Source organism: Arthrobacter sp. 210 2, from assembly GCF_059093025.1.
The window spans coordinates 100998-127004 of sequence record NZ_JBNHIE010000010.1 but is presented as its reverse complement, the minus strand read 5'-3'; the positions used below and the strand labels follow the sequence as shown (position 1 = coordinate 127004).

At 66.4% G+C, this 26007-nt stretch carries 26 protein-coding genes and 1 riboswitch; of the genes, 7 read left to right on the top strand and 19 right to left on the bottom strand.

Going from position 1 to position 26007, the window contains the following annotated elements; all coding sequences use genetic code 11:
* Window positions 1-71: 71 nt before the first annotated feature.
* The 6 genes from aceE (at window position 72) to AC5RWA_RS17505 (ending at window position 8039) form a co-directional block, all read left to right on the top strand.
* Window positions 72-2813: a pyruvate dehydrogenase (acetyl-transferring), homodimeric type gene (gene aceE / locus AC5RWA_RS17530; RefSeq protein WP_494058495.1), complete on the top strand. Its 2742-nt coding sequence runs from the start codon at window positions 72-74 to the stop codon at window positions 2811-2813.
* 156 nt (window positions 2814-2969) lie between these two features.
* Window positions 2970-4214 (top strand): PucR family transcriptional regulator, encoded by a 1245-nt coding sequence (locus tag AC5RWA_RS17525; protein WP_275726756.1) that lies wholly within the window; start codon window positions 2970-2972, stop codon window positions 4212-4214.
* 88 nt (window positions 4215-4302) lie between these two features.
* Complete coding sequence (locus tag AC5RWA_RS17520; protein WP_275726758.1) at window positions 4303-5232, top strand: ACP S-malonyltransferase; 930 nt, start codon at window positions 4303-4305, stop codon at window positions 5230-5232.
* Entirely contained in the window at window positions 5229-6290 is a 1062-nt protein-coding gene (locus AC5RWA_RS17515; protein WP_079598972.1) for a beta-ketoacyl-ACP synthase III, read from the top strand. The genes AC5RWA_RS17520 and AC5RWA_RS17515 overlap by 4 nt, the downstream gene beginning before the upstream one ends.
* A gap of 78 nt (window positions 6291-6368) precedes the next feature.
* Window positions 6369-6614, top strand: a complete 246-nt coding sequence (locus AC5RWA_RS17510; protein WP_009359314.1) for an acyl carrier protein — start codon at window positions 6369-6371, stop codon at window positions 6612-6614.
* 189 nt (window positions 6615-6803) lie between these two features.
* On the top strand, window positions 6804-8039 hold the full coding sequence (locus AC5RWA_RS17505) for a beta-ketoacyl-[acyl-carrier-protein] synthase family protein (RefSeq protein WP_079598971.1): 1236 nt from the start codon (window positions 6804-6806) through the stop codon (window positions 8037-8039).
* A gap of 102 nt (window positions 8040-8141) precedes the next feature.
* On the opposite strand, the gene AC5RWA_RS17500 is transcribed toward AC5RWA_RS17505, so the two are convergent.
* The 17 genes from AC5RWA_RS17500 to AC5RWA_RS17420 all read right to left on the bottom strand — a co-directional run bounded on the left by AC5RWA_RS17500 (window position 8142) and on the right by AC5RWA_RS17420 (window position 21459).
* Complete coding sequence (locus AC5RWA_RS17500; protein WP_009359312.1) at window positions 8142-8645, bottom strand: DUF3145 domain-containing protein; 504 nt, start codon at window positions 8643-8645, stop codon at window positions 8142-8144.
* 242 nt (window positions 8646-8887) lie between these two features.
* Window positions 8888-9814, bottom strand: a complete 927-nt coding sequence (locus AC5RWA_RS17495) for a tyrosine recombinase XerC (RefSeq protein ID WP_494058494.1) — start codon at window positions 9812-9814, stop codon at window positions 8888-8890.
* A 75-nt stretch (window positions 9815-9889) separates the two neighbouring features.
* The gene (gene dprA / locus AC5RWA_RS17490; protein WP_494058493.1) at window positions 9890-11089 is read right to left on the bottom strand and encodes a DNA-processing protein DprA; all 1200 of its coding nucleotides are present in this window, start codon (window positions 11087-11089) and stop codon (window positions 9890-9892) included.
* Window positions 11086-12630, bottom strand: coding sequence for a YifB family Mg chelatase-like AAA ATPase (locus tag AC5RWA_RS17485; protein ID WP_494058492.1), 1545 nt, complete (start codon window positions 12628-12630; stop codon window positions 11086-11088). Before AC5RWA_RS17485 ends, dprA begins: the two co-directional genes overlap by 4 nt.
* Window positions 12631-12987 (bottom strand): YraN family protein, encoded by a 357-nt coding sequence (locus tag AC5RWA_RS17480; protein ID WP_079598967.1) that lies wholly within the window; start codon window positions 12985-12987, stop codon window positions 12631-12633.
* Window positions 12988-13095: 108 nt separating this feature from the next.
* Entirely contained in the window at window positions 13096-13422 is a 327-nt protein-coding gene (locus tag AC5RWA_RS17475) for a DUF2469 domain-containing protein (RefSeq protein ID WP_009359307.1), read from the bottom strand.
* 52 nt (window positions 13423-13474) lie between these two features.
* Window positions 13475-14302, bottom strand: a complete 828-nt coding sequence (rnhB, locus tag AC5RWA_RS17470) for a ribonuclease HII (RefSeq protein WP_494058491.1) — start codon at window positions 14300-14302, stop codon at window positions 13475-13477.
* Between the two features lies 1 nt (window position 14303).
* Window positions 14304-15146 (bottom strand): signal peptidase I, encoded by an 843-nt coding sequence (gene lepB / locus AC5RWA_RS17465; protein ID WP_494058490.1) that lies wholly within the window; start codon window positions 15144-15146, stop codon window positions 14304-14306.
* Entirely contained in the window at window positions 15147-15824 is a 678-nt protein-coding gene (gene lepB / locus AC5RWA_RS17460; protein ID WP_494058489.1) for a signal peptidase I, read from the bottom strand.
* 86 nt (window positions 15825-15910) lie between these two features.
* Complete coding sequence (gene rplS, locus AC5RWA_RS17455; RefSeq protein ID WP_079598963.1) at window positions 15911-16270, bottom strand: 50S ribosomal protein L19; 360 nt, start codon at window positions 16268-16270, stop codon at window positions 15911-15913.
* Window positions 16271-16539: 269 nt separating this feature from the next.
* A complete protein-coding gene (trmD, locus tag AC5RWA_RS17450; protein ID WP_494058488.1) occupies window positions 16540-17349 on the bottom strand; it encodes a tRNA (guanosine(37)-N1)-methyltransferase TrmD in 810 nt (269 codons plus the stop codon).
* On the bottom strand, window positions 17350-17898 hold the full coding sequence (gene rimM, locus AC5RWA_RS17445; protein ID WP_494058487.1) for a ribosome maturation factor RimM: 549 nt from the start codon (window positions 17896-17898) through the stop codon (window positions 17350-17352).
* Between the two features lie 105 nt (window positions 17899-18003).
* Window positions 18004-18246, bottom strand: a complete 243-nt coding sequence (locus AC5RWA_RS17440) for an RNA-binding protein (protein ID WP_009359302.1) — start codon at window positions 18244-18246, stop codon at window positions 18004-18006.
* A gap of 1 nt (window position 18247) precedes the next feature.
* A complete protein-coding gene (gene rpsP, locus AC5RWA_RS17435; RefSeq protein WP_079598982.1) occupies window positions 18248-18658 on the bottom strand; it encodes a 30S ribosomal protein S16 in 411 nt (136 codons plus the stop codon).
* 204 nt (window positions 18659-18862) lie between these two features.
* Window positions 18863-19303 (bottom strand): hypothetical protein, encoded by a 441-nt coding sequence (locus tag AC5RWA_RS17430; RefSeq protein WP_494058486.1) that lies wholly within the window; start codon window positions 19301-19303, stop codon window positions 18863-18865.
* 94 nt (window positions 19304-19397) lie between these two features.
* Window positions 19398-20273 (bottom strand): VOC family protein, encoded by an 876-nt coding sequence (locus AC5RWA_RS17425; RefSeq protein WP_494058485.1) that lies wholly within the window; start codon window positions 20271-20273, stop codon window positions 19398-19400.
* Window positions 20274-20376: 103 nt separating this feature from the next.
* Complete coding sequence (locus AC5RWA_RS17420) at window positions 20377-21459, bottom strand: amidohydrolase family protein (RefSeq protein WP_494058484.1); 1083 nt, start codon at window positions 21457-21459, stop codon at window positions 20377-20379.
* A gap of 76 nt (window positions 21460-21535) precedes the next feature.
* Window positions 21536-21643, top strand: a riboswitch (TPP riboswitch).
* Here AC5RWA_RS17420 and thiC point away from each other — a divergent pair.
* Window positions 21638-23473 (top strand): phosphomethylpyrimidine synthase ThiC, encoded by a 1836-nt coding sequence (gene thiC / locus AC5RWA_RS17415; RefSeq protein ID WP_494058483.1) that lies wholly within the window; start codon window positions 21638-21640, stop codon window positions 23471-23473. Its footprint overlaps the riboswitch before it by 6 nt.
* Window positions 23474-23544: 71 nt before the next feature.
* Here thiC and AC5RWA_RS17410 read toward each other — a convergent pair whose 3' ends face one another.
* Complete coding sequence (locus AC5RWA_RS17410) at window positions 23545-24279, bottom strand: alpha/beta hydrolase (RefSeq protein WP_079598957.1); 735 nt, start codon at window positions 24277-24279, stop codon at window positions 23545-23547.
* Between the two features lie 101 nt (window positions 24280-24380).
* Window positions 24381-25964: a signal recognition particle protein gene (gene ffh / locus AC5RWA_RS17405; RefSeq protein ID WP_079598956.1), complete on the bottom strand. Its 1584-nt coding sequence runs from the start codon at window positions 25962-25964 to the stop codon at window positions 24381-24383.
* Between the last annotated feature and the right edge of the window lie 43 nt (window positions 25965-26007).

The following is a 26007-nucleotide window of genomic DNA, read 5'->3' as shown; positions in this document are numbered from 1 at the left end:
CGTATGTACGCCGGGCAGTCACCCTGCCTGGCCTGAGTGCGCCGATTCATGCGCGCAAAGAGAGGTTGGACGTGGCTGCAGGAGAAGATACCTCCCATATCCTCAGCGGGTTGACTAACCAGCTGCCTGATCGTGATCCGGAAGAGACTGCCGAGTGGGTTGAGTCCCTGGACGCGCTGATCAGGGAACAGGGCACCGAGCGTGCCCAATACATCATGCGGAGCCTGCTGCAGCGCGCCGGCGCGCAGAGCGTCGGGGTGCCGATGGTGACCACCACCGATTACGTGAACACGATCCCGGCGGACCAGGAAGCACCGTTCCCGGGCAACGAGGAATACGAACGCCGCTACCGGGCGTACATGCGGTGGAACGCCGCGGTTATGGTGCACCGGGCGCAGCGGCCCAACATCGGCGTCGGCGGGCATATCTCCACCTACGCGGGAGCTGCGACCCTGTACGAGGTGGGTTTCAACCACTTCTTCCGTGGCAAGGACCACCCCGGCGGCGGGGACCAGGTGTTCTTCCAGGGCCACGCGTCCCCGGGCATGTACGCCCGGGCGTTCATGGAAGGCCGGCTTTCCGAGGAGGACCTGGACGGGTTCCGGCAGGAAAAATCCCGTGAGGGCCACGCCCTGTCCTCCTACCCGCACCCGAGGCTGATGCCCGCGTTCTGGGAATTCCCCACCGTGTCCATGGGCATCGGTCCGATGAACGCGATCTACCAGGCCCAGTCCAACCGGTACCTGCACAACCGGGGCCTGAAAGACACCTCCGACCAGCAGGTCTGGGCGTTCCTGGGCGACGGCGAAATGGACGAGCCCGAATCCCGCGGCCTGCTCCAGCTCGCCGCGAACGAGAACCTGGACAACCTGAACTTCGTGATCAACTGCAACCTCCAGCGCCTGGACGGGCCGGTGCGCGGCAACGGCAAGATCATGCAGGAACTCGAAGCGTTCTTCCGCGGCGCGGGCTGGAACGTGATCAAGGTCGTCTGGGGCCGGGAATGGGATGACCTGCTCACCCGCGACACCGACGGGTCGCTGGTGAAAATCATGAACGAAACCCCCGACGGGGACTACCAGACCTACAAGGCCGAATCCGGCGGGTTCGTCCGCGAACACTTCTTCGGCAAGGACCCCCGCACCAAAGACCTCGTCGCGGACCTCACCGATGACCAGATCTGGAACCTCAAACGCGGCGGCCACGACTACCGCAAGGTCTACGCCGCGTACAAGGCAGCCACCGAATTCAAGGGCAAACCCACCGTCATCCTCGCCAAAACCGTCAAGGGCTACGGACTCGGACCCCACTTCGAAGGCCGCAACGCCACCCACCAGATGAAGAAGCTGACCCTGGACGACCTGAAGAAGTTCAGGGACCACCTGCGGATTCCGGTCACGGATGAGCAGCTGGAGAAGGATCCGTACCAGCCGCCGTACTACCACCCGGGCACCGATGCGCCGGAGATCCAGTACATGATGGAACGCCGCGCGGCCCTGGGCGGTTCCGTGCCGGAGCGCCGCTCCAAGCACGCCGAAATCACCCTGCCAGAGGCCAAGTCCTACGAGGTGGCAAAGCGCGGCTCGGGGAAGCAACAGGCCGCCACCACCATGGCGTTCGTCAGGCTCCTGAAGGACCTAATGCGGGATAAGAACTTCGGCAAGCACATCGCCCCGATCATCCCGGACGAGGCCCGTACGTTCGGCATGGACGCGTTCTTCCCCACCGCGAAGATCTACAACCCCAAGGGCCAGAACTACCTGTCCGTGGACCGGGACCTGGTCCTGGCCTACAAGGAATCCGCCCAAGGCCAGCTGATCCACCCCGGCATCAACGAAGCCGGCGCCGTGGCAGCGTTCACCGCCGCCGGCACCGCCTACGCCACCCACGGCGTACCCCTGGTCCCGGTCTACGTGTTCTACTCCATGTTCGGCTTCCAGCGCACCGGCGACGCCTTCTGGGCAGCAGCGGACCAGATGACCCGCGGCTTCATCATCGGCGCCACCGCCGGCCGGACCACCCTGACAGGCGAAGGCCTCCAGCACGCCGACGGCCACTCCCCGCTGCTGGCCTCAACCAACCCGGCAGTGGTCACCTACGACCCCGCCTACGGTTACGAAATGGGCCACATCATCCGCGACGGCCTGGAACGCATGTACGGGCCGGACTCGGAAGACCGGAACCTCATGTACTACCTCACGGTCTACAACGAGCCGATCACCCAGCCCGCCGAACCGGAGGAACTGGACGTCGAGGGCGTCATCAAGGGCATTTACCTGCTCGCTCCCGCAAAGATCGACGGTCCCCGCACCCAGATCCTGGCCTCCGGCGTGTCGGTACCGTGGGCGCTGGAAGCCCAGCGGATCCTGGCCGAAGACTGGTCCGTCTCCGCCGACGTCTGGTCCGTCACCTCCTGGAACGAACTGCGCCGCGACGGCCTCGCCGCCGAGGAAGAAGCGTTCCTCAACCCCGGCGAACCCGCACGCGTACCGTTCGTGACACAGCAGCTCGAAGGTGCCACCGGACCTGTCGTGGCCGTGTCCGACTACATGAAGGCTGTCCCGGACCAGATCCGCCAGTTCGTGCCGAACGAGTACGCCACCCTGGGCGCGGACGGCTTCGGCTTCTCCGACACCCGCGCAGCGGCCCGCCGGTTCTTCAAGAACGACACCCACTCGATCGTGGTGCGTTCCCTGGAGATGCTGGCACGCCGGGGCGAGGTGGACGCGCAGGCTCCCATCAAGGCCATCGAGAAGTACCGGCTGCACAACGTGAATGCCGGCTCAACCGGCAACGCCGGCGGAGAGGCTTAACCACCTCCAGCGCAGCATCAACGACGGCGGCTCCCTCCGGAAGGCGGGGGCCGCCGTCGTTCGTCTGGAGGGGCGCCTGCTGTGTGACGCACAACAAGGCGGATTGTAGCCTTTGCACAAATGGAGCTTGCGGGACGCTGCCCGTATGCTCGAAGGATGCCAGCACCAGCCACCCCGTCCGCCAAGCGCAAACCGTCCCAGCCCAAGGTCACCCCGGAGAAGTCCGAGACCCTGAAAAAGTTGCGCGCAAATGTGGGACAGCTGTCCACCACCACCATGCGTGAGCTGGAAAAATCGCTCCCCTGGTACAGCCGGCTGAGCTCCGACGAACGGTCGGCCCTGGGCATGGTGGCGCAGAACGGCATCGCCGCGTTCGTCACCTGGTACGAGCGCCCGAGTTCCCCGTCATGGATCCTCACGGACGTCTTCGGCACCGCCCCGACGGAACTGACCCGCTCGATCAGCCTGCAAAAGGCCCTGCAGCTGATCCGGATCGTGGTGGAGGTGGTGGAGGACCAGGTTCCGGTCATCGCCCCGGAGGCGGACCAGCCCTCGCTCCGGGAGGCTGTCCTGCGGTATTCCCGGGAAGTGGCTTTTGCCGCGGCGGACGTCTATGCGCGCGCCGCGGAATCCCGCGGTTCCTGGGATACCCGCCTCGAAGCATTGATCGTGGACGCCATCCTGCGGGGCGAAAACACCGACGCCCTGCGCTCCAGGATTGCGGCGCTTGGCTGGAAAGCGCAGGAACGCTTCACGGTCATGGTGGGCAATTCACCCTCCGAACCCAGCGCCAGCTACGTCAGCGAGCTGCGGCGGACGGCCGGGCGCTACGCGGAAGACGCGCTCGTGGGCATCCAGGGCGACCGGCTGATCCTCATTCTCGGAGGGGTCCAGGACCGCGAAACCGCCTACGTGAAACTCAGCGAGATGTTTGCGCCCGGACCCGTTGTGTATGGCCCCGAGGCCGGTTCCCTGCTGGAGGCCAGCGGCTCAGCACAGTCCGCCTTTGCCGGTCTCACCGCAGCCAAGGCCTGGCCCTCCGCGCCGCGGCCGGTCGCGGCCGACGACCTGCTCCCCGAGCGCGTCATCTCCGGCGACGACGCCGCCCGCCGCTCGCTGGTCAAAAACATTTACCGGCCCCTGCTGGCGGCGTCCAATGGACTGGTGGAAACACTTGGCACCTATCTCGAACTGGGGCATTCCCTCGAGGCCACAGCCCGTGAACTCTTTGTCCACGCCAACACCGTGCGCTACCGGCTGAAGCGGGTCTGCGACGTCACGGGCTGGGATCCGCTCCTTCCCCGCGAGGCGTTTGTCCTGCAGGCAGCGCTCGTGGTGGGCCGCCTTTCGGCCCCTCCAAAAGCCGCCGCGGAACGTCAGCCGTCGCGGAATCAACCCTGAGGCGTTGTAGACTTCCTACAACCTGACCCCGTGAGCTTGGTGCGGACAAACACCGCTGGATCACACAGTAATTTGGAAAGCTGGATACGTGCTTGCAATAGTCTGCCCTGGACAGGGCTCACAAACCCCGGGTTTTCTGGCCCCTTGGCTGGAACTTCCCTCGGTGGCAGGCCAGCTGGCCTCCCTGAGCGACATCGCGGGTATTGACCTGATCGCCCACGGAACCACCTCGGATGAGGAAACCATCAAGGACACTGCCGTAGCGCAGCCCCTGATTGTCGCCGCAGGGCTGGTGGCCGCGGCATCCCTCTTCGACGTCGAACTCAACTCCCTGCCGGTGATCCTGGCAGGCCACTCGGTCGGCGAAATCACCGCCTCCGCCCTGGCCGGTGTCCTGACCGAGCAGGAAGCCATGACCTTCGTCCGCGAACGTGCCAACAGCATGGCGGCCGCTGCCTCCGTCACCCCCACCGGCATGAGCGCCGTGGTGGGCGGGGACCCGGCGGAGGTCCTGGCAGCCATCGAGGCGTCCGGCGCCACACCTGCCAATGTCAACGGCGCGGGCCAGACAGTGGCCGCAGGAACCTTCGACCAGCTGAAGGCACTCGCCGACAACCCGCCGGCCAAAGCACGGGTCATCCCGCTGAAGGTTGCCGGCGCCTTCCACACGGGCCACATGTCCCCCGCAGTCAGCGCCCTTAAGGCGCTTGAGCCGCAGCTGAAGCCGCAGGCGCCCACTGTTCCCCTGCTGTCGAACTACGACGGCGGCGAAGTCACCGACGGCCCTGCCGCCGTCGACAGCCTTATCGCCCAGGTATCCCGCCCCGTGCGCTGGGACCTCTGCATGGAAGCCATGGTCCAGCGCGGCGTCACTGGCGTCATTGAACTGGCTCCCGCCGGTACCCTCGCCGGCCTGGCCAAGCGCGGCATGCCAGGGGTCAAGACGGTGGCGGTCAAGACCCCCGACGATCTTTCCGCCGCCCTGGCACTCTTCGCAGAACTGGAGGGCAACGCATGAGCGTTCCCACGCTGAAGCAGGCTCCCCTCCAGGAGCACACCCGGATCCTTGGGCTGGGCGCGTACCGGCCGGACGTCATCGTCACCAACGAGGATGTGTGCCAGTGGATCGACTCCTCGGACGAGTGGATCCGGCAGCGCACAGGAATCGTGACGCGCCACCGCGCCAAGGCGGATGTGAGCGTCATTGACATGGCCGAGGGCGCTGCCCGTGAGGCGATGGAGAAGGCCGGAATCCAGGCCTCTGACCTCGGCGCCGTGATCGTTTCGACGGTGACCCACCCCTACGCCACCCCTTCGGCCGCCGCAAGCCTGGCTGACCGGCTGGGTGCCACCCCGGCCCCTGCCTTCGACATTTCCGCAGCATGTGCCGGCTACTGCTACGGCATCGCCCAGGGTGACGCCCTGGTCCGGTCCGGAACAGCCAAGTATGTGCTGGTGGTTGGAGCGGAGAAGCTCTCCGATGTCATCGACAACCGTGAACGAACCATCTCCTTCCTGCTTGGCGACGGTGCCGGCGCCGTCGTCATCGGCCCGTCCGACACTCCGGGCATCTCGCCCTCGGTTTGGGGCTCGGACGGCAGTAAGTGGGACGCGATCGGCATGACGCGCTCCATGCTGGACGTACGCGACCTCGGCATGGCTGCCCGCCAGTCGGACTCCACCGGCGACCTCGCGCTGCTGGAAGAAGCCCAGGAGCTCTACCCCACGCTTCGCCAGGACGGCCAGACGGTGTTCCGCTGGGCTGTCTGGGAAATGGCGAAGGTGGCCCAGCAGGCACTTGAGGCTGCCGGCGTCGAGGCCGAAGACCTGGTGGCGTTCATTCCCCACCAGGCCAACATGCGCATCATCGACGAGATGGTGAAGAAGCTGAAGCTGCCGGAGACGGTTACAGTGGCACGGGACATTGCCGACGCCGGCAACACGTCTGCCGCGTCCATCCCGCTGGCAACGCACCGCCTGCTGCAGGAAAACCCGGAGCTGAGCGGCGGTCTCGCCCTGCAGATCGGCTTCGGCGCCGGGCTGGTGTTCGGCGCCCAGGTAGTTGTCCTTCCCTAGCAACGCCCCACGGGCCGCATCCGCGGCCCGGCCCATTTCCGGCAGCCCCTGCCGGCAACACAAGAAAAGGAGCCACTAATGGCTAGCAACGAAGAGATCCTGGCCGGCTTGGCTGAAATCGTCAACGAAGAAACCGGCCTGGCCCCGGAGGCTGTAGAGCTGGACAAGTCCTTCACCGAGGACCTGGACATCGACTCCATCTCGATGATGACCATCGTGGTCAACGCGGAAGAGAAGTTCGGCGTGCGCATCCCGGACGAAGAAGTCAAGAACCTCAAGACCGTTGGCGACGCCGTCAGCTTCATCGCCGGAGCACAGGCCTAGTCAAGGCTTCCGCCGTTTCAACGGCATGGCGGGGCTGCCGGTCCGGATGGCCGGACCGGCAGCCCGCCGCTTTTTTCAGCAGCGTGCCCCAGCCGGCACTCCTGCTTCCTATCCGGCCGAGCGCCGTTCAACAACACGCGGGACCCTCCGGACGACGGAGACGGATTCCCACCGACAGAGAGTGATCCCATGACACGCAAAGTAGTCATTACCGGTCTGGGTGCCACCACGCCCATCGGCGGCGATGTACCCACAATGTGGAACAACGCGCTCAAGGGGGTCTCCGGTGCCCGCACCCTGGAAGACGACTGGGTCGCCAAGTACGAGCTTCCCGTCCACTTCGCCGCCCGGTGCAGCACCCCGGCACTTGACGTGCTCAGCCGTGTCGAGGCCAAGCGGATGGACCCCTCCACCCAGTTCGGCGTCATCGCTGCCCGCGAGGCCTGGGCCGACTCCGGCATCACCGAATTCGACAAGGACCGCCTGGCTGTTGCCTTCGCGACCGGCATCGGCGGGGTCTGGACCCTGCTGGACGCCTGGGACACGCTGAAGGAAAAGGGCCCCCGCCGGGTCCTCCCCATGACCGTTCCCATGCTGATGCCCAACGGTGTTGCGGCGGCTGTCAGCCTGGACCTGGGAGCCCGTGCAGGCGCCCACACGCCCGTATCTGCCTGCGCCTCCGGCACTGAGGCACTGCACCTGGGCCTGGACCTGATCCGCTCGGGCAAAGCGGACGTGGTGATGTGCGGCGGCGCCGAAGCCGCCATCCACCCCATGCCCCTCGCGGCCTTCGCCTCCATGCAGGCCCTCTCGCGCAGGAACGATGAACCGGAGCGCGCATCCCGGCCTTACGACCTTGGCCGCGACGGCTTCGTGATGGGTGAAGGCGCAGGCGCACTGGTGCTTGAGGCCGAAGAGCACGCCCTGGCACGCGGAGCCCGGATCTACGGTGAACTCGCCGGAACGTCCGTTACCGCCGACGCTTACCACATCACCGCACCGGACCCCGAGGGCCTCGGTGCAACCCGCGCACTCAAGGCAGCCATGTTCGACGGCCGGATCCAGGCTGAAGACGTGGTCCATGTGAACGCCCATGCCACGTCCACCCCCGTGGGCGACAAGCCGGAATACACGGCCCTCCGCGCCGCCCTCGGTTCGCACATCGACAACGTGGCGGTTTCGGCCACCAAGTCGCAGATGGGCCACCTCCTGGGTGCGTCCGGTGCCGTCGAGGCCGTCCTCACCGTGCTCGCCGTCTACGAACGCAAAGCGCCTGTCACGATCAACCTCGAAAACCAGGATCCGGAAATTCCGCTGGACGTTGTCACGTCTGCCCGCGACCTGCCGGCAGGCAACATTGTGGCACTGAGCAACTCCTTCGGTTTCGGCGGCCACAACGCCGTCGTCGCTGTCCGGAGCGTCTGACACCGGCCCCGGGCCTGATCCCGGACCACAAGAGGAGGCCCCGCCGGCTGGCGGGGCCTCCTCTTTGCTATGGAGTCCTTACTGAAAAACGTACGACGGCGGTCAGCCCACCTGGTGGAGCCAGCGCACGGGAGCGCCTTCGGCGGCGTGCCGGAAGGGCTCAAGTTCCTCGTCCCAGGCCTCGCCCAGTGCGAGCGACAGCTCGTGGTAGACCGCTGCGGGATCGCCTGCTCCGGACTCGTACGCGTAGCGGATCCGGTCCTCGGACACCATGATGTTGCCGTGCACGTCGGTGACCGCATGGAAAATACCGAGTTCGGGGGTATGGGACCAACGGCCGCCGTCCACACCCTGGCTCGGTTCTTCCGTGACCTCGAAGCGCAGATGCGCCCAGCCGCGGAGCGAGGACGCCAGTTTGGCTCCCGTCCCGGGTGTCCCGGTCCAGGACAGCTCGGCACGGAACATTCCGGGCGCGGCAGGTTGAGGGGTCCACTCAAGGTCCGTCCGTTTGTCCACGACGGAGCCAATGGCCCACTCAACATGAGGGCACAGGGCCGTAGGGGCCGAGTGAACAAACAGCACACCACGGGTCATTGCAACAGACATTCCATCCTCCATAGCTCTAGGTACGTCTTCCCCAACGACCTCTGCCTGGATGGAACTGCTGTGCCTTTTCCTGCGGGAGTTGCCTGCCCGGTTATTCAGATGTATCGGATTAAGCTGTGTCCGGACTTGCCGCGCCGCGTAAAGCCTCATGAGCTTCAAGCGTCACTTGAAAGTTGCCGGACGTGACTCTTATTGTGCCGTACCCCGCCGAATTACGCCAGTGCGATTACCCACACTGTCACTCATGCCCGGGGGTGTGCCTGCTGGTAGCTTTTGCGCAGCCGGTCCACCGAAACATGGGTGTAGATCTGGGTGGTGGCGAGGCTGCTGTGTCCCAGGATTTCCTGGACCGCTCTTAGGTCCGCACCACCGTCAAGGAGATGTGTGGCTGCGGAGTGGCGGAGGGCGTGTGGTCCGGATGCCGAGGTGTCCCCCAGTGACCCGAAGAGGCTGTTCACCAAAGCCCGGACCTGTCGCTGGTCCACCCGTCCCCCGCGGGCACCAAGGAAGAGTGCCGGACCACTGGTGTCCCTGGCCAGCAGCGGCCGGCCCCGCCGCAGCCAGTCATCCACCGCGACAGCAGCCGGAACACCGAACGGCACCGTCCGTTCCTTGTTGCCCTTGCCGATGACCCGCAGTGTCCGGCGGTCCGGGTCCAGGTCATCGATGTCGAGGCCTGCCAGTTCACCCACGCGTACGCCTGTGGCATAGAGGAGTTCCACGATGGCGCGGTCGCGGACTGCCATGGGTTCACCGTCGGCTGCCGCTTCCTCCATCTTTGCCAGCAGACGGGTGAGCTGGGAAGTCTGCAGGACGCCGGGCAGGGATTGTTCACGTTTGGGCGCCTTCAGCCTGAGGGCGGGATCGGCTGCGATCCGCTCCTCGCGCAGCGCCCACGCCGTGAACGACCTTATGGTGGCGGACCGGCGGGCAAGGGTTGCCCGTGCGGCACCTGCCTGGCTTTGCACCCCCAGCCAGCGGCGGAGCGTCCCCAACTCGAGGTCCTTGAGTCCGGCGGCACCTTCGGTTGCTGCGTGAGCCAGGAGGCTCCGCAGGTCACCCAGGTACGCCCGCCGGGTGTGGGCCGACAGGGCCCGCTCCCCTGACAGATAACCGGCGAACGCATCCAGTGCTTCCTCGAGCCCTGCGGGCAATTCCTCATGATCCACTCTCCTACTGTCTCAGTTGTGGCCGGCGAACCGCCGGCTGACACGGCCAGGCCGCTGCACAGCATTTGTGCCGAATCACGCTGATGCCTTGCCGCGTTTCCAGCCGCCCCGTTCCGAAACTGCCAGCCCGAGCAATCCCAGGCGGCCGAGCCCGGCGCGCACCGATTCGACACCCAGGCCGGCGACTGCGGACAGTTTCTCGACAGAGGTGGTGGAGCGCAGCGGCAGCGCATCCAGGAGGATCAGGTCCTCCAGGGTGAGCCCATCCTGGACCTGGGCGCGCCCCGGCCGTTGTTCCGGCAGCGCTGCACCGCTTGGTGATGCCAGCTCCGCCACTTCTGCAGCATCAGTGACGCACACCGCTCCCCCGTCCCGCAGCAGCCGGTGGCAGCCTGCCGAGTTGGCACTGTTTACCGATCCGGGAACGGCTCCAACGGCACGGCCCAGCGTTTCGGCGTGGTGGGCGGTGTTAAGTGCCCCGGAGCGCCATCGGGCTTCCACCACGACGGTTACGGCAGACAGGGCGGCAATCAGCCGGTTCCGCTGCAGGAACCGGTACCGGGTAGGCGCAGAACCGGGAGGTACCTCGGCAAGCACGGCTCCCTGGTTGGAGACAGCCCGCAGGAGATCCTCGTTCCCGGACGGATAGAACCGGTCCACACCGCCCGCCATCACGGCGATGGTGGGTACGGAGCCGGAGCCCCCGGCCAGCGCAGCCCGGTGGGCATGGGCATCGATGCCGTATGCGCCACCCGAGACCACGGTGAATCCGCGCTGCGCGAGCGAGTAGGCGAGGTCGCCCGTGACGGCCGCACCATAGCTGGTGCTGTCCCGCGACCCCACCAGGGCGATACAGGTGTCAGCGGCCGGGAGCGGCTGCTCCTGGCCGCGCCACCACAGGCAGATCGGTTCCTGGATTCCGAGGTCAGCCAACTGGCCGGGCCACAAATCGTCGGACGGGATGATGAGCCGTCCGCCCAGGCGCGCCATGGTAGCGAGGTCGCGTTCCGGCGCCAGGTCAGGGATCCGTGGCTGCCAACGCTTAAGCGCAGCGGCCATTCCGGCCCAGCTTGTGGCGGAGCCGTTGTCAGCAAGGAGTCCGGTGATTTCGCGCTCCAGTTCGGGCCCCGCCTTCAGCTGCCCGGTGGCGATTCCGAGGGCGTCCACCGCGCCCGCCAGTTGGACGAGGGCGAGGCCCGCAGCGTCCTGGGGCTCCATGAGCCGTGACAGCGCGGCGCGTGCGAGCCGTTCCGCATCGATGGTTTGTTCCTTCATGCCGCGGCCGCCGCTGCCTGCCGCAGGCCCAGGGCCTGGCCGATGTGGTCTGTATCGGGGACGTCCCGATGGGCAAGGTCGGCAAGGGTCCACGCCAGGCGCAGAACCCGGTCGTAGCCGCGGGCTGTCAGGACGCCGCGTTCCAGGGAATGATCGAGGATGCGGGTGGCAGTTGGGGGAAGCCGCAACTCCCCGCGCAGGATGCGGCCAGGCACCTGCGAATTGGTCTCCAACCCGAACGGGCCTAACCGCTCGGCCTGCCGGGAACGCGCGGCCCGCACCCGCCGGGCGACTGACGCCGTGTCCTCCTCTTCCCCGGCCTGTCCGAACTCGGCCAGGGACACCCGCTCGACCTGGAGCTGGATATCCACCCGGTCCAGCAAAGGTCCCGACATCCTGGCGAGGTAGCGGCGCCGCATCATGGGGGTGCAGGTGCAATCGAGCCCTTTGCCGGAGGCCTTGCCGCACGGGCAGGGATTGGCGGCGAGCACCAGTTGGAAACGCGCGGGGTAGGCAGCGGTTCCTGCGGACCGGTGGATGACCAGCTCACCGCTCTCCAGGGGCTGCCGCAGGGCATCGAGGACACGGCGTTCGTACTCGGGGGCCTCGTCCAGGAACAACACCCCGCGGTGTGCCCGCGATGCCGCTCCCGGCCGGGGCAGCCCGGAGCCGCCGCCGATGATGGCAGCGGCGGTTGCGGAGTGGTGCGGGTTTTCAAAGGGCGGCCGGCGCAGGAGCTGGACCGCGGATGACGGCAGGCCGCACAACGAGTGGATGGCGGTGACCTCCATGGATTCATGGTCGCCAAGGTCAGGCAGCAGGCCTGGCAGGCGTTCCGCGAGCATGGTTTTACCGGCGCCCGGCGGACCTGTGAGCAGCAGGTGATGGGCTCCGGCAGCCGCGACCTCAAGGGCACGGCGGGCGTCGCCCTGGCCGGACACATCCGCCATGTCCGGGCAGCTGGCGGCCCCGCCGGGCGCGTCGCCGTAGTCCTCGGCGTCGTCCGGTTCGAAATCCAGGGCAAGTTCCTGCGGGTCCGCCCCGAAGTCCAGCGCCAGCCTGGCGAGGGTCCGGTATCCGCGGACGTTGGCGCCGGGGACCAGCGACGCCTCGGCGTGGTTGGCCTGCGCCACCACGATCTCCGGATATCCGGCCTGCACCGAGGCCATCACGGCAGGAAGGATTCCCCGGACGGGCCGGAGCCGGCCGTCAAGCCCGAGTTCCGCGATGAAGACCGTGCGGCCGGTCGGCTTGATGTCGTTGGCGGCCCGGAGCACAGCCATGGTGACAGCGAGGTCAAAACCCGAGCCGCGCTTGGGAAGCGATGCCGGGATCAGGTTGGCGGTGATCTTCCGCCGGCTGAGCGGGATGCCGGAGTTCTTCGCCGCGGACCGGATGCGCTCCTTGGCTTCATTCAAGGCGGCATCCGGCAGACCGAGGATCACAAAAGCCGGGAGGGTCTGGCCGATATCGGCCTCAACCTCCACTATGTACCCGTTCAAACCCACCAGCGCTATGGAGTACGTGCGGCCCAGCGCCATTCACCCCACCCCCTTGAGGTGCTCCACCAAGGGTTCGCCGCCGCCGTCGTCCACGACCGCTATCACGTCCACGCGCCGCAGGGGCATCCGCAGTTCCCGGTCCCGGCACCACGCCGAACCGAGCCGGTGCAGCCGGGCGAGCTTTTCGGGTCCGACGGCCTCGAAGGGATGGCCGTAATCCAGCGAGCGGCGGGTTTTGACTTCGGCAATGACCAGCGCGTCGCCGTCGAGGGCCACGATGTCTATTTCGCCCTCGGTGCAGCGCCAGTTGCGCTCCACCACCAGCATGCCCAGGGATTCAAGGTATTCGACGGCGAGGTCCTCGCCGTGCCGGCCCAACAGGTCTTTTGATTTCATCTTCTACCTCCGCAACCAGCCTGCTGCCGGAAGCAAGCGGAGGTAAGGGAACAACTGCCCTATGTGGACCGGGCAGAATGTGGAGGAGAAGTGGAGTGGCGGCCGGCGCTAGTTGCCCAGGTCCACGTCCTTGGGCATGGCCAGCTCCTCGTTGCGCGGAAGCTCTTCCACGTTAACGTCCTTGAATGTGAGGACCCGGACGCTCTTGACGAACCGCGCCGACCGGTACACATCCCACACCCAGGCGTCCTGCAGTGTCAGGTCGAAGTAGACTTCACCGTCCGCGCTGCGGGCCTGAAGATCAACATGGTTGGCCAGGTAAAAGCGCCGTTCGGTCTCGACAACGTAGCTGAACAGTCCGACGACGTCGCGGTATTCACGGTAGAGCTGCAGCTCCATGTCGGTTTCATAGTTTTCAAGGTCTTCAGCACTCATGGTTCCATCTTGCACCATCTCCACCGCCACAGGCGCCGGGGCATGGCAGGACTCAGTCTTCCGCCGGTTCTTCCCCGCCGGGATCCGGTTCCCCGTCCTGCAGCTCCCCGCCCAGCAGGCGCCAGCTCACCCGATGGTAGGGAGTAGGCCCAGCCGCGCGGAGCACGTCGCGGTGCAGCGCAGTGGCATACCCCTTGTTGATGTCCCAGCCGAAGTCGGGGTACTCAACGTGCAGTTCCCGCATGGTCCGGTCCCGCTCAACTTTGGCGATGACGCTGGCGGCGGCCACGCTCAGGCACTGCATGTCCGCCTTGACCTTGGTATGCACCGGGGCGTCACAGGCAACGTCGGGGACGGGCGGATCGAACAGGGACGGCTGCCCGGCCGGCGAGAGCCAGTTGTGGCTCCCGTCGAGCAGCACCATGTCCGGGGTAACTCCGCCGGCAAGGATGTCATGCCAGGCACGGGTACCGGCCAGACGCAGCGCGGCGATGATGCCAAGCGCGTCAATCTCCTGGGCGGAGGCATGCCCCACCGCGGAGGCCACGCTCCACCGCCGCACCAGGGGCTCCAGCCGCTCCCGCTCCGCAGGGGCCAGGAGCTTGCTGTCCCGCACCCCGGCCAGTGACTTCTGCCGTTCGAGGTCGACCACGGCGATGCCCACGCTCACCGGGCCTGCCAGTGCACCGCGTCCCACCTCGTCCACCCCGGCAAGGTACCGGACCCCCTGCGCCTTGAACGACCGCTCGTGGCGCAACGTCGGGGCCTTGGCGCGGACCACCTTGGCGGATCCGGACCGGGTCCTTCCAGGAGCGGCCTGTGCCGGATTGGTCTGCGCCGGATCGGCCTTAGCCCGGCCCGCCTTGACTGCCGGGCACATGTCAGGGGGCCGCCGGCACGTTCCGGAACACGTCCGGGTGGTTGTCCAGGGAGGTGATCCGGCTCAAAGGCCACGCGATGACCGCTGCCTTGCCCTCGAGGTCGTCGACGTCGATGAAGCCGCCGTCGGCGTCCATGTGCGCGCGGGAATCGGCGGAGTGGTTCCGGTTGTCACCCATCACCCACACCTTCCCTTCCGGGACAACGACGTCGAAGTTGCGGACCTGCGGGACCTCGGCAGGGTTGACGTACGTTTCGTCAAGGGCGGTCCCGTTAACAGTGATTTTACCGCCGGTGTCGCAGCAGACCACGTGGTCCCCGGGCAGGCCGATGACCCTCTTGACGAGGTGCTGCTCCGAGTTGTCCGGCAGCAGCCCAACGAACGTCAGACCGTCCTGCACCCAGGTAAACGGCCCCTCCGCCTTTGCGGGCGCTGCCGGCAGCCAGCCCTTGGTGTCGCGGAAGACCACAACGTCCCCGCGGCTGAGCGAGAAGGGTTCAGGCACCAGGAGGTTGACGAAGATCCGGTCGTCGACATCCAGTGTGTTCACCATGGATTCGGACGGGATGAAGAAGGCCCGGAAAAGAAAAGTCTTGATGAGGAAGGAGAGCACGACGGCGATCACCACAACGGTGGCCACTTCCTTCAGCCAGGCGAACACCGGATTGCCGGACGGCTTGTCCGCCGCTTTGGCAGCCGAACGGCTTTCCGCCGGCGCCGGGGCAGGGGACGCGGGGGCCGGTTCGTCCGCGCCGGGGACAGTTGCCCCGGAGGCCGGGCCGGCCGGGGTATCCGAAGTGCCGTCGTGGCGCGGTTCCGGTGTCCGCGCGTGGTTCTCGGGCATCTACTGTCCGTTCTCTATGGTTGGTTCAGCCGCGGGCGGCCGTGGTACTGGAGCAAATCTATCAAGCGGCCAGACGATCTGGACGGGCCTGCCGATAACCCGGTCTATGGGCACCATCCCCCCGCCGGGAGCGCCCAGCAGGCTGCGGGAGTCTGCGGACAGGGAACGGTGGTCGCCCAGCAGCCACAGCCGGCCGTCCGGGACCACCGCACTGAACCTTTGGGTACTGGGCGCGTCGCCGTCGAAAATGTACGGCTCCTCCAGGATCTGGCCGTTGACGGTGATCTTTCCCCCCGCATCGCAGCAGACCACAGCGTCACCGGGGAGTCCGATGACCCGCTTGACGTAGGTGGTGTCGCTGCCGGTGAGTCCGAGCCACTGGGTGATTCCGGATGCGGCATCCGCGAGCGGGCCCCGGCCGCTGTTGAGCGGCGCAAAAGTGCCCCGCCCGTCAAAGACAACAATGTCTCCCCGCCGTATCGGTTCTTCCTGGAAGCCGGTCCGCGATACGAGGATCCGGTCTCCGCCCTCCAGGACAGGCTCCATGGATTCGGACGGGATGAAGTAGACATCAATCCACAGGGACCGGACCAGGCCGCTGACCGCGACCGCCAGGAGGAGCGCCAGGAACGCAAAACGCCAGCCCATTTTTGGGGGCTGGCGTTTTGTCTGGTCCATGTCCGTATCCTGCTGCGCTGGTGCTGATGGGCTCCGGCGCTGGCCGGTTACGGCTGCGGCCCAGCCTTCGTAGGTCCTGGAGGGACTTACTTGGCGGTGCTGAAGTCGCGCTTTTCCTTGATCTTTGCAGCCTTACCGCGCAGTGCACGCATGTAGTAAAGCTTGGCGCGGCGAACGTCGCCCTTGGTGACAACTTCGATCTTGTCGATGATCGGGGAGTGTACCGGGAAGGTACGCTCAACGCCGACACCGAAGGAGACCTTGCGGACCGTGAAGGTCTCGCGGACGCCGTCACCCTGGCGGCCAAGGACAAAGCCCTGGAACACCTGGACGCGGGAGTTCTTGCCTTCGATGATGTTCACGTGAACCTTGAGGGTGTCACCCGCGCGGAACTCGGGAACATCGGTGCGCAGCGAAGCTGCATCTACGGAATCGAGAATATGCATGATTGCACTCCTGGTGAACGCCACAGGTCATTCACTTTGGGTCACGGCAGGCAAACCCGGGCGCTTGGCAGCGGCCCGGAATTTGCTGCCGAAAGTTAAGTGGTCCGGCCGCCTCAATGGTTGACGAAGCCGGTTGCCTAAGCTGTTGGTTGCGCTCCCCCTGTGGCAGGTGCGGACCCAGCAGACACAAGGACTAATTTTGCCACAGTGGAACCGTTACAGCCAATCCTGCCGGGCCCCGGCAGCCAGGATACGCCGGGCGGCGCGGATCAGGGGTGTTGCCCGGTCGCTTCGGGGCGGCGGGTCAGCTTCCCGTCCACGACGTCGTATCCCAGGTTCTGCAGTTCGGTGCGGTCGGCACGGGGGAGGCTTCCGGCGTCGAACCCTTCCAGCAGGTCCGGACGGCGCGACGCCGTCCTGCGGAACTGCTCGTGGCGGCGCCACTGGGCGATCTTGCCGTGGTTGCCGCTCAGCAGCACGGCCGGCACTTCCCGCTCCCGCCAGACGGCGGGCTTGGTGTACACGGGATACTCCAGGAGGCCGTCGGAGTGGGACTCCTCCACCAATGATTCCGGATTGCCCACCACGCCGGGCAGCAGCCGGCCGATGGCCTCCACCATGGCCAGGACGGCCACTTCCCCGCCGTTGAGGACGTAGTCCCCCAGGCTGACCGGCCGCACATCGAAGTGCTCGCGTGACCACTCAATCACGCGCTCATCGATTCCCTCGTAGCGCCCGCAGGCGAAAGCAAGATGCTCTTCCTCCGCGAGTTCGTAGGCCAGCTTCTGGGTGAACCGCTCCCCTGCGGGCGAGGGGACGATCAGGACGGGCTTGCCCTCGGCCCGGGGCCGCTCGTCGGCGATGGAGGCGAGGGCCTGCGCCCAGGGTTCCGGCTTCATGACCATGCCCGCGCCGCCGCCGTAGGGCGTATCGTCCACGGAACGGTGCTTGTCGGTGGTGAAGCTGCGGAGGTCGTGGACGTGGAGGTCCAGGATTCCGTCCTGCCGGGCCTTGCCGATCAGCGAGAGTTCAAGGGGTGCCAGGTACTCGGGAAAGATGCTGACGACGTCGATGCGCATTTAGGCGTTGCCTTCTGGTTCCGAGTGGGCTGCTTCGGCCTCCGCGTTCAGCTCGAAAAGGCCGGCCGGCGGCGTAAGGAGGATGTACCCTTCCTCGATGTTGACCTCGGGAACAATCTGCTCGACAAACGGAACCAGGATTTCGTTGCCTTCCGGGGTGGTGACCATGAGCAGGTCCTGCGCGGTCCCGGTGTTGAGCGCGGCAACCTTGCCCACCACGTCTGAGCCCACCCGGGCCTCGAGTCCAACGAGTTCATGCTCGTACCAGCCTTCGTCGTCGCCCTCATCCAGCTCCTCGGTTTCGATGAAGAGCTTGGCGCCGCGCAGTGTCTCTGCCTGGTTGCGGTCTGCCACCTCTTCGAAGCCGAGCAGGAGGATGTCCTTGTTCCACCGCACACTGCTCACCGTCAGGGGGCCCAGGGCCGCCGGGTCAACCACCATCTCGGTGCCGGGGACGAACCGGTCCCCAGGGGCATCGGTCAGGACCTGGACCGTGACTTCCCCGCGGATGCCGTGGGGCTTGCCAATGCGGGCCACCTGAAGCTGCATGTGTTCCTCTGTTCCAATGTGTGGATTGCGGTTGTTCGGGAAAAGCACTCCGGCCCCTCCACCTGATGGTGGAGGGGCCGGAGCATAACTGATGTTGCCGGACGCTCAGCGGCGGCGGTCGGTGTCGACGACGTCAACCCTTACCGGTTCGCCGCCGGCCAGGGCTGCCACAACGGTGCGCAGCGCGCGTGCCGTGCGGCCCTGGCGGCCGATCACCCGTCCGAGGTCATCCTGGTGAACGCGCACCTCGAGGGTGTCCCCGCGGCGGTTGCTCTTCGAGCTGACCTTGACATCGTCCGGGGAATCAACAATTCCCCGGACCAGGTGTTCCAGCGCGTCTGCCAGCAATTTACTCAGCCTCGGTGGTCTCTGCTTCGGCCTCGGCGGCGTCAGACTTGGCTGCCTTCTTGGTGATGGCTTCCGGGATGATCACGGAACCCTTTTCCGGGGCAACGAAGGCTTCCTTCTCAGCTTTGGTCTTCAGGGTGCCTTCCTGACCCGGCAGGCCCTTGAACTTCTGCCAGTCACCGGTGATCTTCAGGATGGCTGCAACCTGCTCGGACGGCTGGGCGCCGACGGACAGCCAGTACTGGGCACGCTCGGAGTTGACCTCGATGTATGAGGGCTCTTCGGTGGGGTGGTACTTGCCGATTTCTTCGATGGCACGGCCGTCACGCTTGGTGCGTGAGTCGGCGACAACGATGCGGTAGTACGGTGCGCGCATTTTGCCAAAGCGCTTAAGGCGAATCTTTACGGCCACTTTTGTGGTCACTCCTGTTTCAGAAAAGGGGGTGAACCCGGCTTTCTGCACCCGTGGGGCGGGCCGTACTTGCGGGTTCGAAGGACAGGATCCGGACGCGGAGAGAGGGGCCACGCAGATCGAGTACCTGTTTATTGTGCCAGATCAGCGACGGGATTTCGACTTGACACAGCGGCGGCCGGAAGATGGCCGGGGGCGGGCCGCTCAGGCGGACCAGACGTAGAGCCCCGTCCGCTCCGAATCGTCGACGCTGCCGGCCAGTTCAGCCAGCTGCTGCACGTAGGTCCGCGCCTGGTTTGCGTCGAAGGGCATGTCGTCCTGGGCTGCCCACTGAGCGGCAACATCATGAAGGATGTTGCCTTCGCCTTCGGTTTCATACGAGAGCAGGTCCGCCAGGGCGCGGACCATGGCCGGCGGGACGGCCAGCAGCGAATCGCTGGACACGTCCACCATGGTCAGTTCATAGTCGGCACCGCCGGCGTGCACGGCAGTTCCGGCGAGGTCCCCCAGCTGTTCAACTTCGAAATCACTGACCCCCGGGATGCGGACGGCCTGGTCGGCGGGTGCACTGCCGCCTTCGTCCAGGACGCCGGCACGCTTGAGCGCGGCGTCATGGGTGGCAACAAAGATCTCGGTGAAGCCCATGGGAAGTACCCTTCTTCCGTTGACGGTGGTGCCGGCCGGGAGCAATGCCTGCCGCCCGGCCGTTCGGGTTCAGCCTAGTACGGGAACGCCCGGGTCAGCGTGCCGCTACCCGGATGCTGTTCCGCCAGGGGTCTTCAAACCGCAGTTCGGCTCCGGTGTGGTGGGCCCGCACGCCGGCGACCTTCAGGCGGTCCGCCAGCGCGCCGACGTCGTCACCCGCGGGCACCTCGATGAGGACTTCACCCAGGCCCAGCGTGTCCTTGCGCGGCCCCGCGCCGCGGCTGTTCCAGACATTCATGGCCATGTGGTGGTGGTAACGGCCGGCGGAGACGAAGAGGGCCTGGCCATGCCATCCGGCCGTTTTTTCAAACCCCAGGACACCGACGTAAAAATCGCGCGCGGACTGCACGTCACCCACCTGGAGGTGGACGTGGCCCACTCCTGCGGCCGTCCTGTGCTGCCCTTCCAGGGAATCCTCCGTCAGGTGCTGCTCAAGGTACCGCTGCGGCGGCAGGGCCAGGCTGTCCATGACCACGTCGGTTCCGTTCCAGGACCAGTTGCTGCGGGGCCGGTCCCAGTAGAGTTCTATGCCGTTGCCTTCGGGGTCGTTGAAGTAGAAGGCCTCGCTGACCAGGTGGTCGGCGCTCCCGGTGAAGGACCGCGGCTCGTATTGGGCGGCGGTGGCGATGGTCGCCGCGAGGGAGGCCTGGTCCTCGAACAGCAGGGCGGTGTGGAACAGGCCCGCTTCTCCCCTGCCCGGGAGGTTCAGCCCGGGCGCGGGCGCAAGATGGACCAGTGGCTTTTGCAGCCGGCCCAGGTACAGCCCGCCGTCCTGTTCGGCGACCACCTCAAGGCCAAGGGCGCGCTGGTAGTAATCGGTCATGACCTTCATGTCGCCGACCTTGAGCATGACGGTGCCCATGGTGAGGTCGGCAGGAAGAAGATCCTGGCTGGTGGCTTCTGCAGTCATTGAACGCTCCCTGTGCTGGCGGCCGTCGGGATGGGGCGACCTGTCACAGTTAAAATTACTTGAAGCTTCAATTTATTCCAAGTGCTTCGGCCCGGAAATATGCTCAACGGATAATGCGGCCTCCCAGCACCACATGGGCGAGTTGGCTGACCGTCCGGGGTACCGTCAGCGGATCCTCGCTGCAGAGGACGACGTCGGCGCGCGCCCCCTCGTGGACGCCGTCCGCACCGAGCCACTTGCGGGCTGACCAGCAGGCTGCGTCCAGTGCAGCGGCCATGGGCAGTCCGGCCTCATGCAGGGCCAAAATCTCGTCCGCGATTCTTCCGTGGTTGATGACGCTGCCGGCGTCCGTACCGGCGAAGATCCTCACGCCCGCCCCGTAAGCTTCGGCCACCCGCTCCATCCGCCGCTCCCACAGCGCCAGCATGTGGTCCGCGTACCGCGGAAACTTGAGCCGGGCCTGGGCGGCGATGTCCGGGAACGTCGCGATGTTGATGAGTGTGGGGACGATCGGCACTCCCTGTTCGGCGAACCGGGGAAGATGCCGGGGCAGGAGTCCGGTGGCATGCTCGATGCAGTCGATGCCGGCGTCCAGCATCTGGTCCAGGGTGTCCTCAGCGAAGCAGTGGGCGGTGACCCGGGCGCCTTCGTCATGCGCCGCCTGTACCGCGTCCCGCACGACGGCGGAGGGAAAGGACGGCGCCAGGTCGCCAATGCCGCGGTCGATCCAGTCCCCCACGAGCTTGACCCAGCCGTCGCCGTCGCGGGCCTGCTTGCGAACGGCTTCCACAAGGCCTTCCGGTTCCACCTCGTCGGCGAAACCGCGAAGATATCGGCGGGTCCGGGCAACGTGCCGTCCAGCGCGGATCAGCACCGGGAAGTCCCGGCCGCCCTGCAACCAGCGGGTGTCGGCCGGGGAGCCGGCATCCCTGACCAGCATGGTGCCGGCCGCCAGGTCTGCCCGGGCCTGGTCTTCGGCGGCAGCAGCGTCCACCGGGCCGCCGGGTCCGAGCCCGATGTGGCAGTGGGCATCCACGAAACCTGGCAGGACCCAGCCCTCCAGCACCTTGTCCGGCACCTGCTGCGGGCGTGTGAAGGTCAACAGCCCGTCAACGGACCACAGGCCCCGCCGCTCGCTGTCCGGCCCGGCAAGCACCGGGCCGCTGAATTCGATGATCTCCGGCATTGGACTCCTTTTCCCGCCAGTCAGGCTAGCACCGGCCATGTGACAAGCCCCTCCCGGAAGGCTGTGGTAGCTTTCTTCCTGACCACACGGGTGCCCCTGCAGGGGCTGAGATCGGGCTGACGCAGCCTGCGACCGTTGAACCTGTCCGGGTAATGCCGGCGAAGGAAGTGAGTATTCCTTGAATACACCCAATGAACAGCTGGACCCTGCCCTGAATCAGTCCCGCGAAGGCGTGGCCGGTGGGGCGGCGGAAGGCCAGGTCACCCAGTCCCTGACGTCGCATTCGCTGGCGTTCATCGAAGACGCAGAGTCGGGAATCCGGATACCCGTAACGGAAATTGCCCTGGAGCCGTCCCCCAACGGGGAACCGAACGGGCCATTCCGGACCTACCGGACGGCCGGACCGGGCAGCGATCCGGTTCGCGGCCTCAGCCCCTTCCGGTCCGGATGGATCGTGGCGCGGGGCGACACTGAAGCGTACGGCGGCAGGGAGCGGAACCTGCTCGACGACGGCCGCTCGGCTGTCCGCCGCGGCGCCGCCTCCGCCGAGTGGCAGGGGGCCCAGCCGGTGCCCCGCCGCGCCGTCGAGGGCAAGACGGTAACGCAGATGCACTACGCCAGGCAGGGCATCATCACCCCCGAGATGCGCTTCGTAGCGCTGCGCGAGAACTGCGACGTTGAGCTGGTCCGCAGTGAAGTCGCGGCCGGGCGGGCCATCATTCCCAACAACATCAACCATCCCGAGTCAGAGCCGATGATCATCGGTAAGGCCTTCCTGGTCAAGATCAATGCCAATATCGGCAATTCGGCCGTCACCAGTTCCATTGCCGAGGAAGTGGACAAGCTGCAGTGGGCCACCCAGTGGGGGGCCGACACCGTGATGGACCTTTCCACCGGCGATGACATCCACACCACCCGGGAGTGGATCATCCGCAACTCCCCCGTCCCGATCGGCACCGTGCCCATCTATCAGGCCTTGGAAAAGGTCAACGGGGAAGCCAATGCGCTGACCTGGGAGATTTTCCGCGACACCGTGATCGAGCAGTGCGAGCAGGGTGTGGACTACATGACCGTGCACGCCGGCGTCCTGCTCCGGTATGTTCCGCTGACCGCCAACCGGGTCACCGGCATCGTCTCGCGGGGAGGCTCCATCATGGCGGGCTGGTGCCTGGCCCACCACCAGGAAAACTTCCTGTACACGCACTTCGACGAGCTGTGTGAAATCTTCGCCAGGTACGACGTCGCGTTTTCCCTCGGCGACGGCCTGCGCCCGGGAGCTACGGCGGATGCCAATGACGCTGCGCAGTTTGCGGAACTGGACACGCTGGCCGAGCTCACCCAGCGGGCCTGGAAATACGACGTGCAGGTGATGGTGGAGGGCCCGGGGCACATCCCGTTCCACCTGGTCCGGGAAAACGTCGAACGGCAGCAGGAACTCTGCAAGGGGGCACCGTTCTACACACTCGGGCCGCTGGTCACTGACGTGGCTCCTGGTTATGACCACATCACGTCCGCGATCGGCGCCACGGAAATCGCCCGGTACGGCACGGCCATGCTGTGCTACGTCACACCGAAGGAACACCTGGGCCTGCCCAACAAGGACGACGTGAAAACCGGTGTCATCACGTACAAGATCGCCGCCCACGCCGCCGACCTTGCCAAGGGCCACCCGGGGGCGCACGAGCGGGATGACGCGCTGTCCAAGGCACGCTTCGAGTTCCGCTGGCGCGACCAGTTCGCGCTGTCCCTGGACCCGGTGACGGCCGAGGCCTTCCACGACGAGACGCTCCCCGCGGAACCGGCCAAGACTGCCCACTTCTGCTCGATGTGCGGGCCAAAGTTCTGCTCCATGCGGATCAGCCAGGACATCCGGGACGAATACGGGTCCGCCGAGGCGCAGGCGGCCCTGGCCGAGGCGGCCTCAGGCATGCGCGCGAAGAGCCGGGAGTTCATGGCCGCCGGGGCCAAGGTGTACCTGCCGGAGCTGAACGTTCCGGCAGCGGGACGTAGCTGACTCCCCTCGAGTTTCCCGTCCGGCCGGCAATTGGGGGCCGGCCGGACGGGAAGGCTGCGTGCTGGCCGGGGTCAGGAGGCCCTGGCAGGCTCGGTCCTGCTGACCTCGCTGATGAAGGAGCGGATGGCGCGGTCGCCGTCCCGTGAGTCGTGGGGCCGGTGGCCCCCGGCAGCAACGCGGTGCAGGGCGCCCGTCTCACGGAGGTAACCGGCGATCTCCTCATAGAGGGGCTCCCATCCCCCGGTCAGGACCAGGGTGGGGACGCCCGGAACGATGTGCAGCGGTGCCTCCCACGACGGTGACTGCAGCCGCAGCCGCCTTGCCGAGCGCTTCTCCTCGGCAGTGACCGGCTCCTGGAGGTCCGTGGCGTAGACCCGCCGGACGAACTCCCGCTGGAAATCCTCGTCGCTGAGTTGGCGGCGGACGTCGAACAACGGCTGCATGAGGCGGATATGGGCCGCTGTGGCCGGCAGTTCCGCGGTAAGGGAGAGGCACGCCGGCTCCACGAGGGTCAGCGAATAGACGAGGTCGGGCCGTTCGACGGCGGCCATCATGGCGGCGATGGCCCCTTGTGCATGAGCCACGATGTGTCCGCCCGCGGCACCGCGGCCGTCGTCCGCCAGGGACCGCAGCACGATGGCCGTGTCCTCGGCGAAGGAGGACTCCACGGGTTCGGCGACGGGATCGTACCCGTGGCGGCGCAGGAACAGTGCGTCGTAGGACAGCGCCATACCGTGTTGGCGCGGCCAGGCCGCGGCACCGAAACTTCCGGCGCCGTGCACGAACACTACCCTCTGCTTGAACATGACCCAACCCTATTCCACGGCACCGGCAACCCCTGCAAACGGCAGCAGGTGTCGTTTTGAGCCCTCAAAACGACACCTGCTGCTACCTGGTCGGGATGCTGTTACTTGCCGAGGAACTTGTCGAAGCCCTTGGGCAGGTTCAGCTGGGACGGGTCGAAGTCGCCCCCCTGCTGGCCGAAGGCCGCGCCGGTGGGCAGGGCCTTGGCTGCATTGGCACGGCGTGCTTCGGCGTCCTTGCGCTCCTGGGCGGCCTTTGCAGGGTTGCCCGACTTTGCCTTCTTCTTCGGTGCGTTCTTGGCGTTCTTCCGGGCTCCGCCGCCCGCCCCGGGCATTCCGGGCATTCCGGGCATCCCCGGCATGCCGCCCTGGGCCATCTTCTTCATCATCTTCTGGGCCTGGGCGAATCGTTCCAGCAGTCCGTTGACCTCGGAAACGTGCACACCGGAACCGCGCGCGATGCGGGCGCGGCGGGACCCGTTGATGATCTTGGGCGCCACGCGCTCGTGCGGGGTCATGGAGCGGACAATCGCTTCCACGCGGTCGATCTCGCGCTCGTCGAACTGCTCCAGCTGCTGGCGGATGTTCTGCGCGCCGGGCATCATCATGAGCATCTTTTTCATGGAACCCATGTTGCGGATCTGCTGCATCTGGGCCAGGAAGTCGTCCAGGGTGAAGTCCTCCTGGTCGGCGAACTTCTTCGCCATCCGGGCAGCTTCATCCTTGTCCCAGGACTTTTCGGCCTGCTCGATGAGCGTGAGGACATCGCCCATGTCCAGGATGCGCGAGGCCATCCGGTCCGGGTGGAACAGCTCGAAGTCGTCCAGGCCCTCGCCCGTGGAGGCGAACATCACGGGCTTACCGGTGACCGACGCGACGGACAGCGCGGCACCACCGCGGGCGTCGCCGTCGAGCTTGGAGAGGACGATGCCGGTGAAGTTGACGCCTTCGTCGAATGCGTGCGCCGTGTTCACGGCGTCCTGGCCGATCATGGCGTCGATGACGAACAGGACTTCGTTGGGCACGATGGCGCGGCGGATCTGGCGTGCCTGTTCCATCATGTCGGCGTCAACGCCGAGGCGCCCCGCGGTGTCAACGATGACGACGTCGTGCAGCTTCTGGCGGGCTTCCTCGACGCCGGCACGCGCCACCGCCACGGGGTCACCCGCAGGGTGCTCAAGTTCGGACGAGGTGGCGCCCGGGTGGGGCGCGAACACCGGCACGTTGGCGCGCTGGCCCACCACCTGCAACTGGGTGACGGCGTTGGGTCGCTGCAGGTCACATGCCACCAGCATGGGGCTGTGGCCCTGCGCCTTCAGCCACTTGGACAGCTTGCCGGCCAGGGTTGTCTTACCGGCACCCTGCAGGCCTGCCAACATGATGATCGTGGGGCCGTTTTTGGCGAGCCGGATGCGGCGGGTCTCGCCGCCGAGGATCTCCACGAGTTCCTCGTTGACGATCTTGACGATCTGCTGGCTCGGGTTCAGTGCGGCCGATACCTCGGCGCCCAGGGCGCGTTCGCGGACCCGCCCCGTGAATTCCCGGACAACGGGGACTGCAACGTCGGCGTCCAGAAGGGCGCGGCGGATCTCGCGGACTGTTGCATCGACGTCGGCCTCGGTGAGGCGGCCTTTGCCGCGGAGATTCTTGAAGGTTGCTGTCAACCGGTCAGAGAGTGAATTGAACACGCGCCGTGCACTTCTTTCAGTGGATGATCGGGACTCGACTATC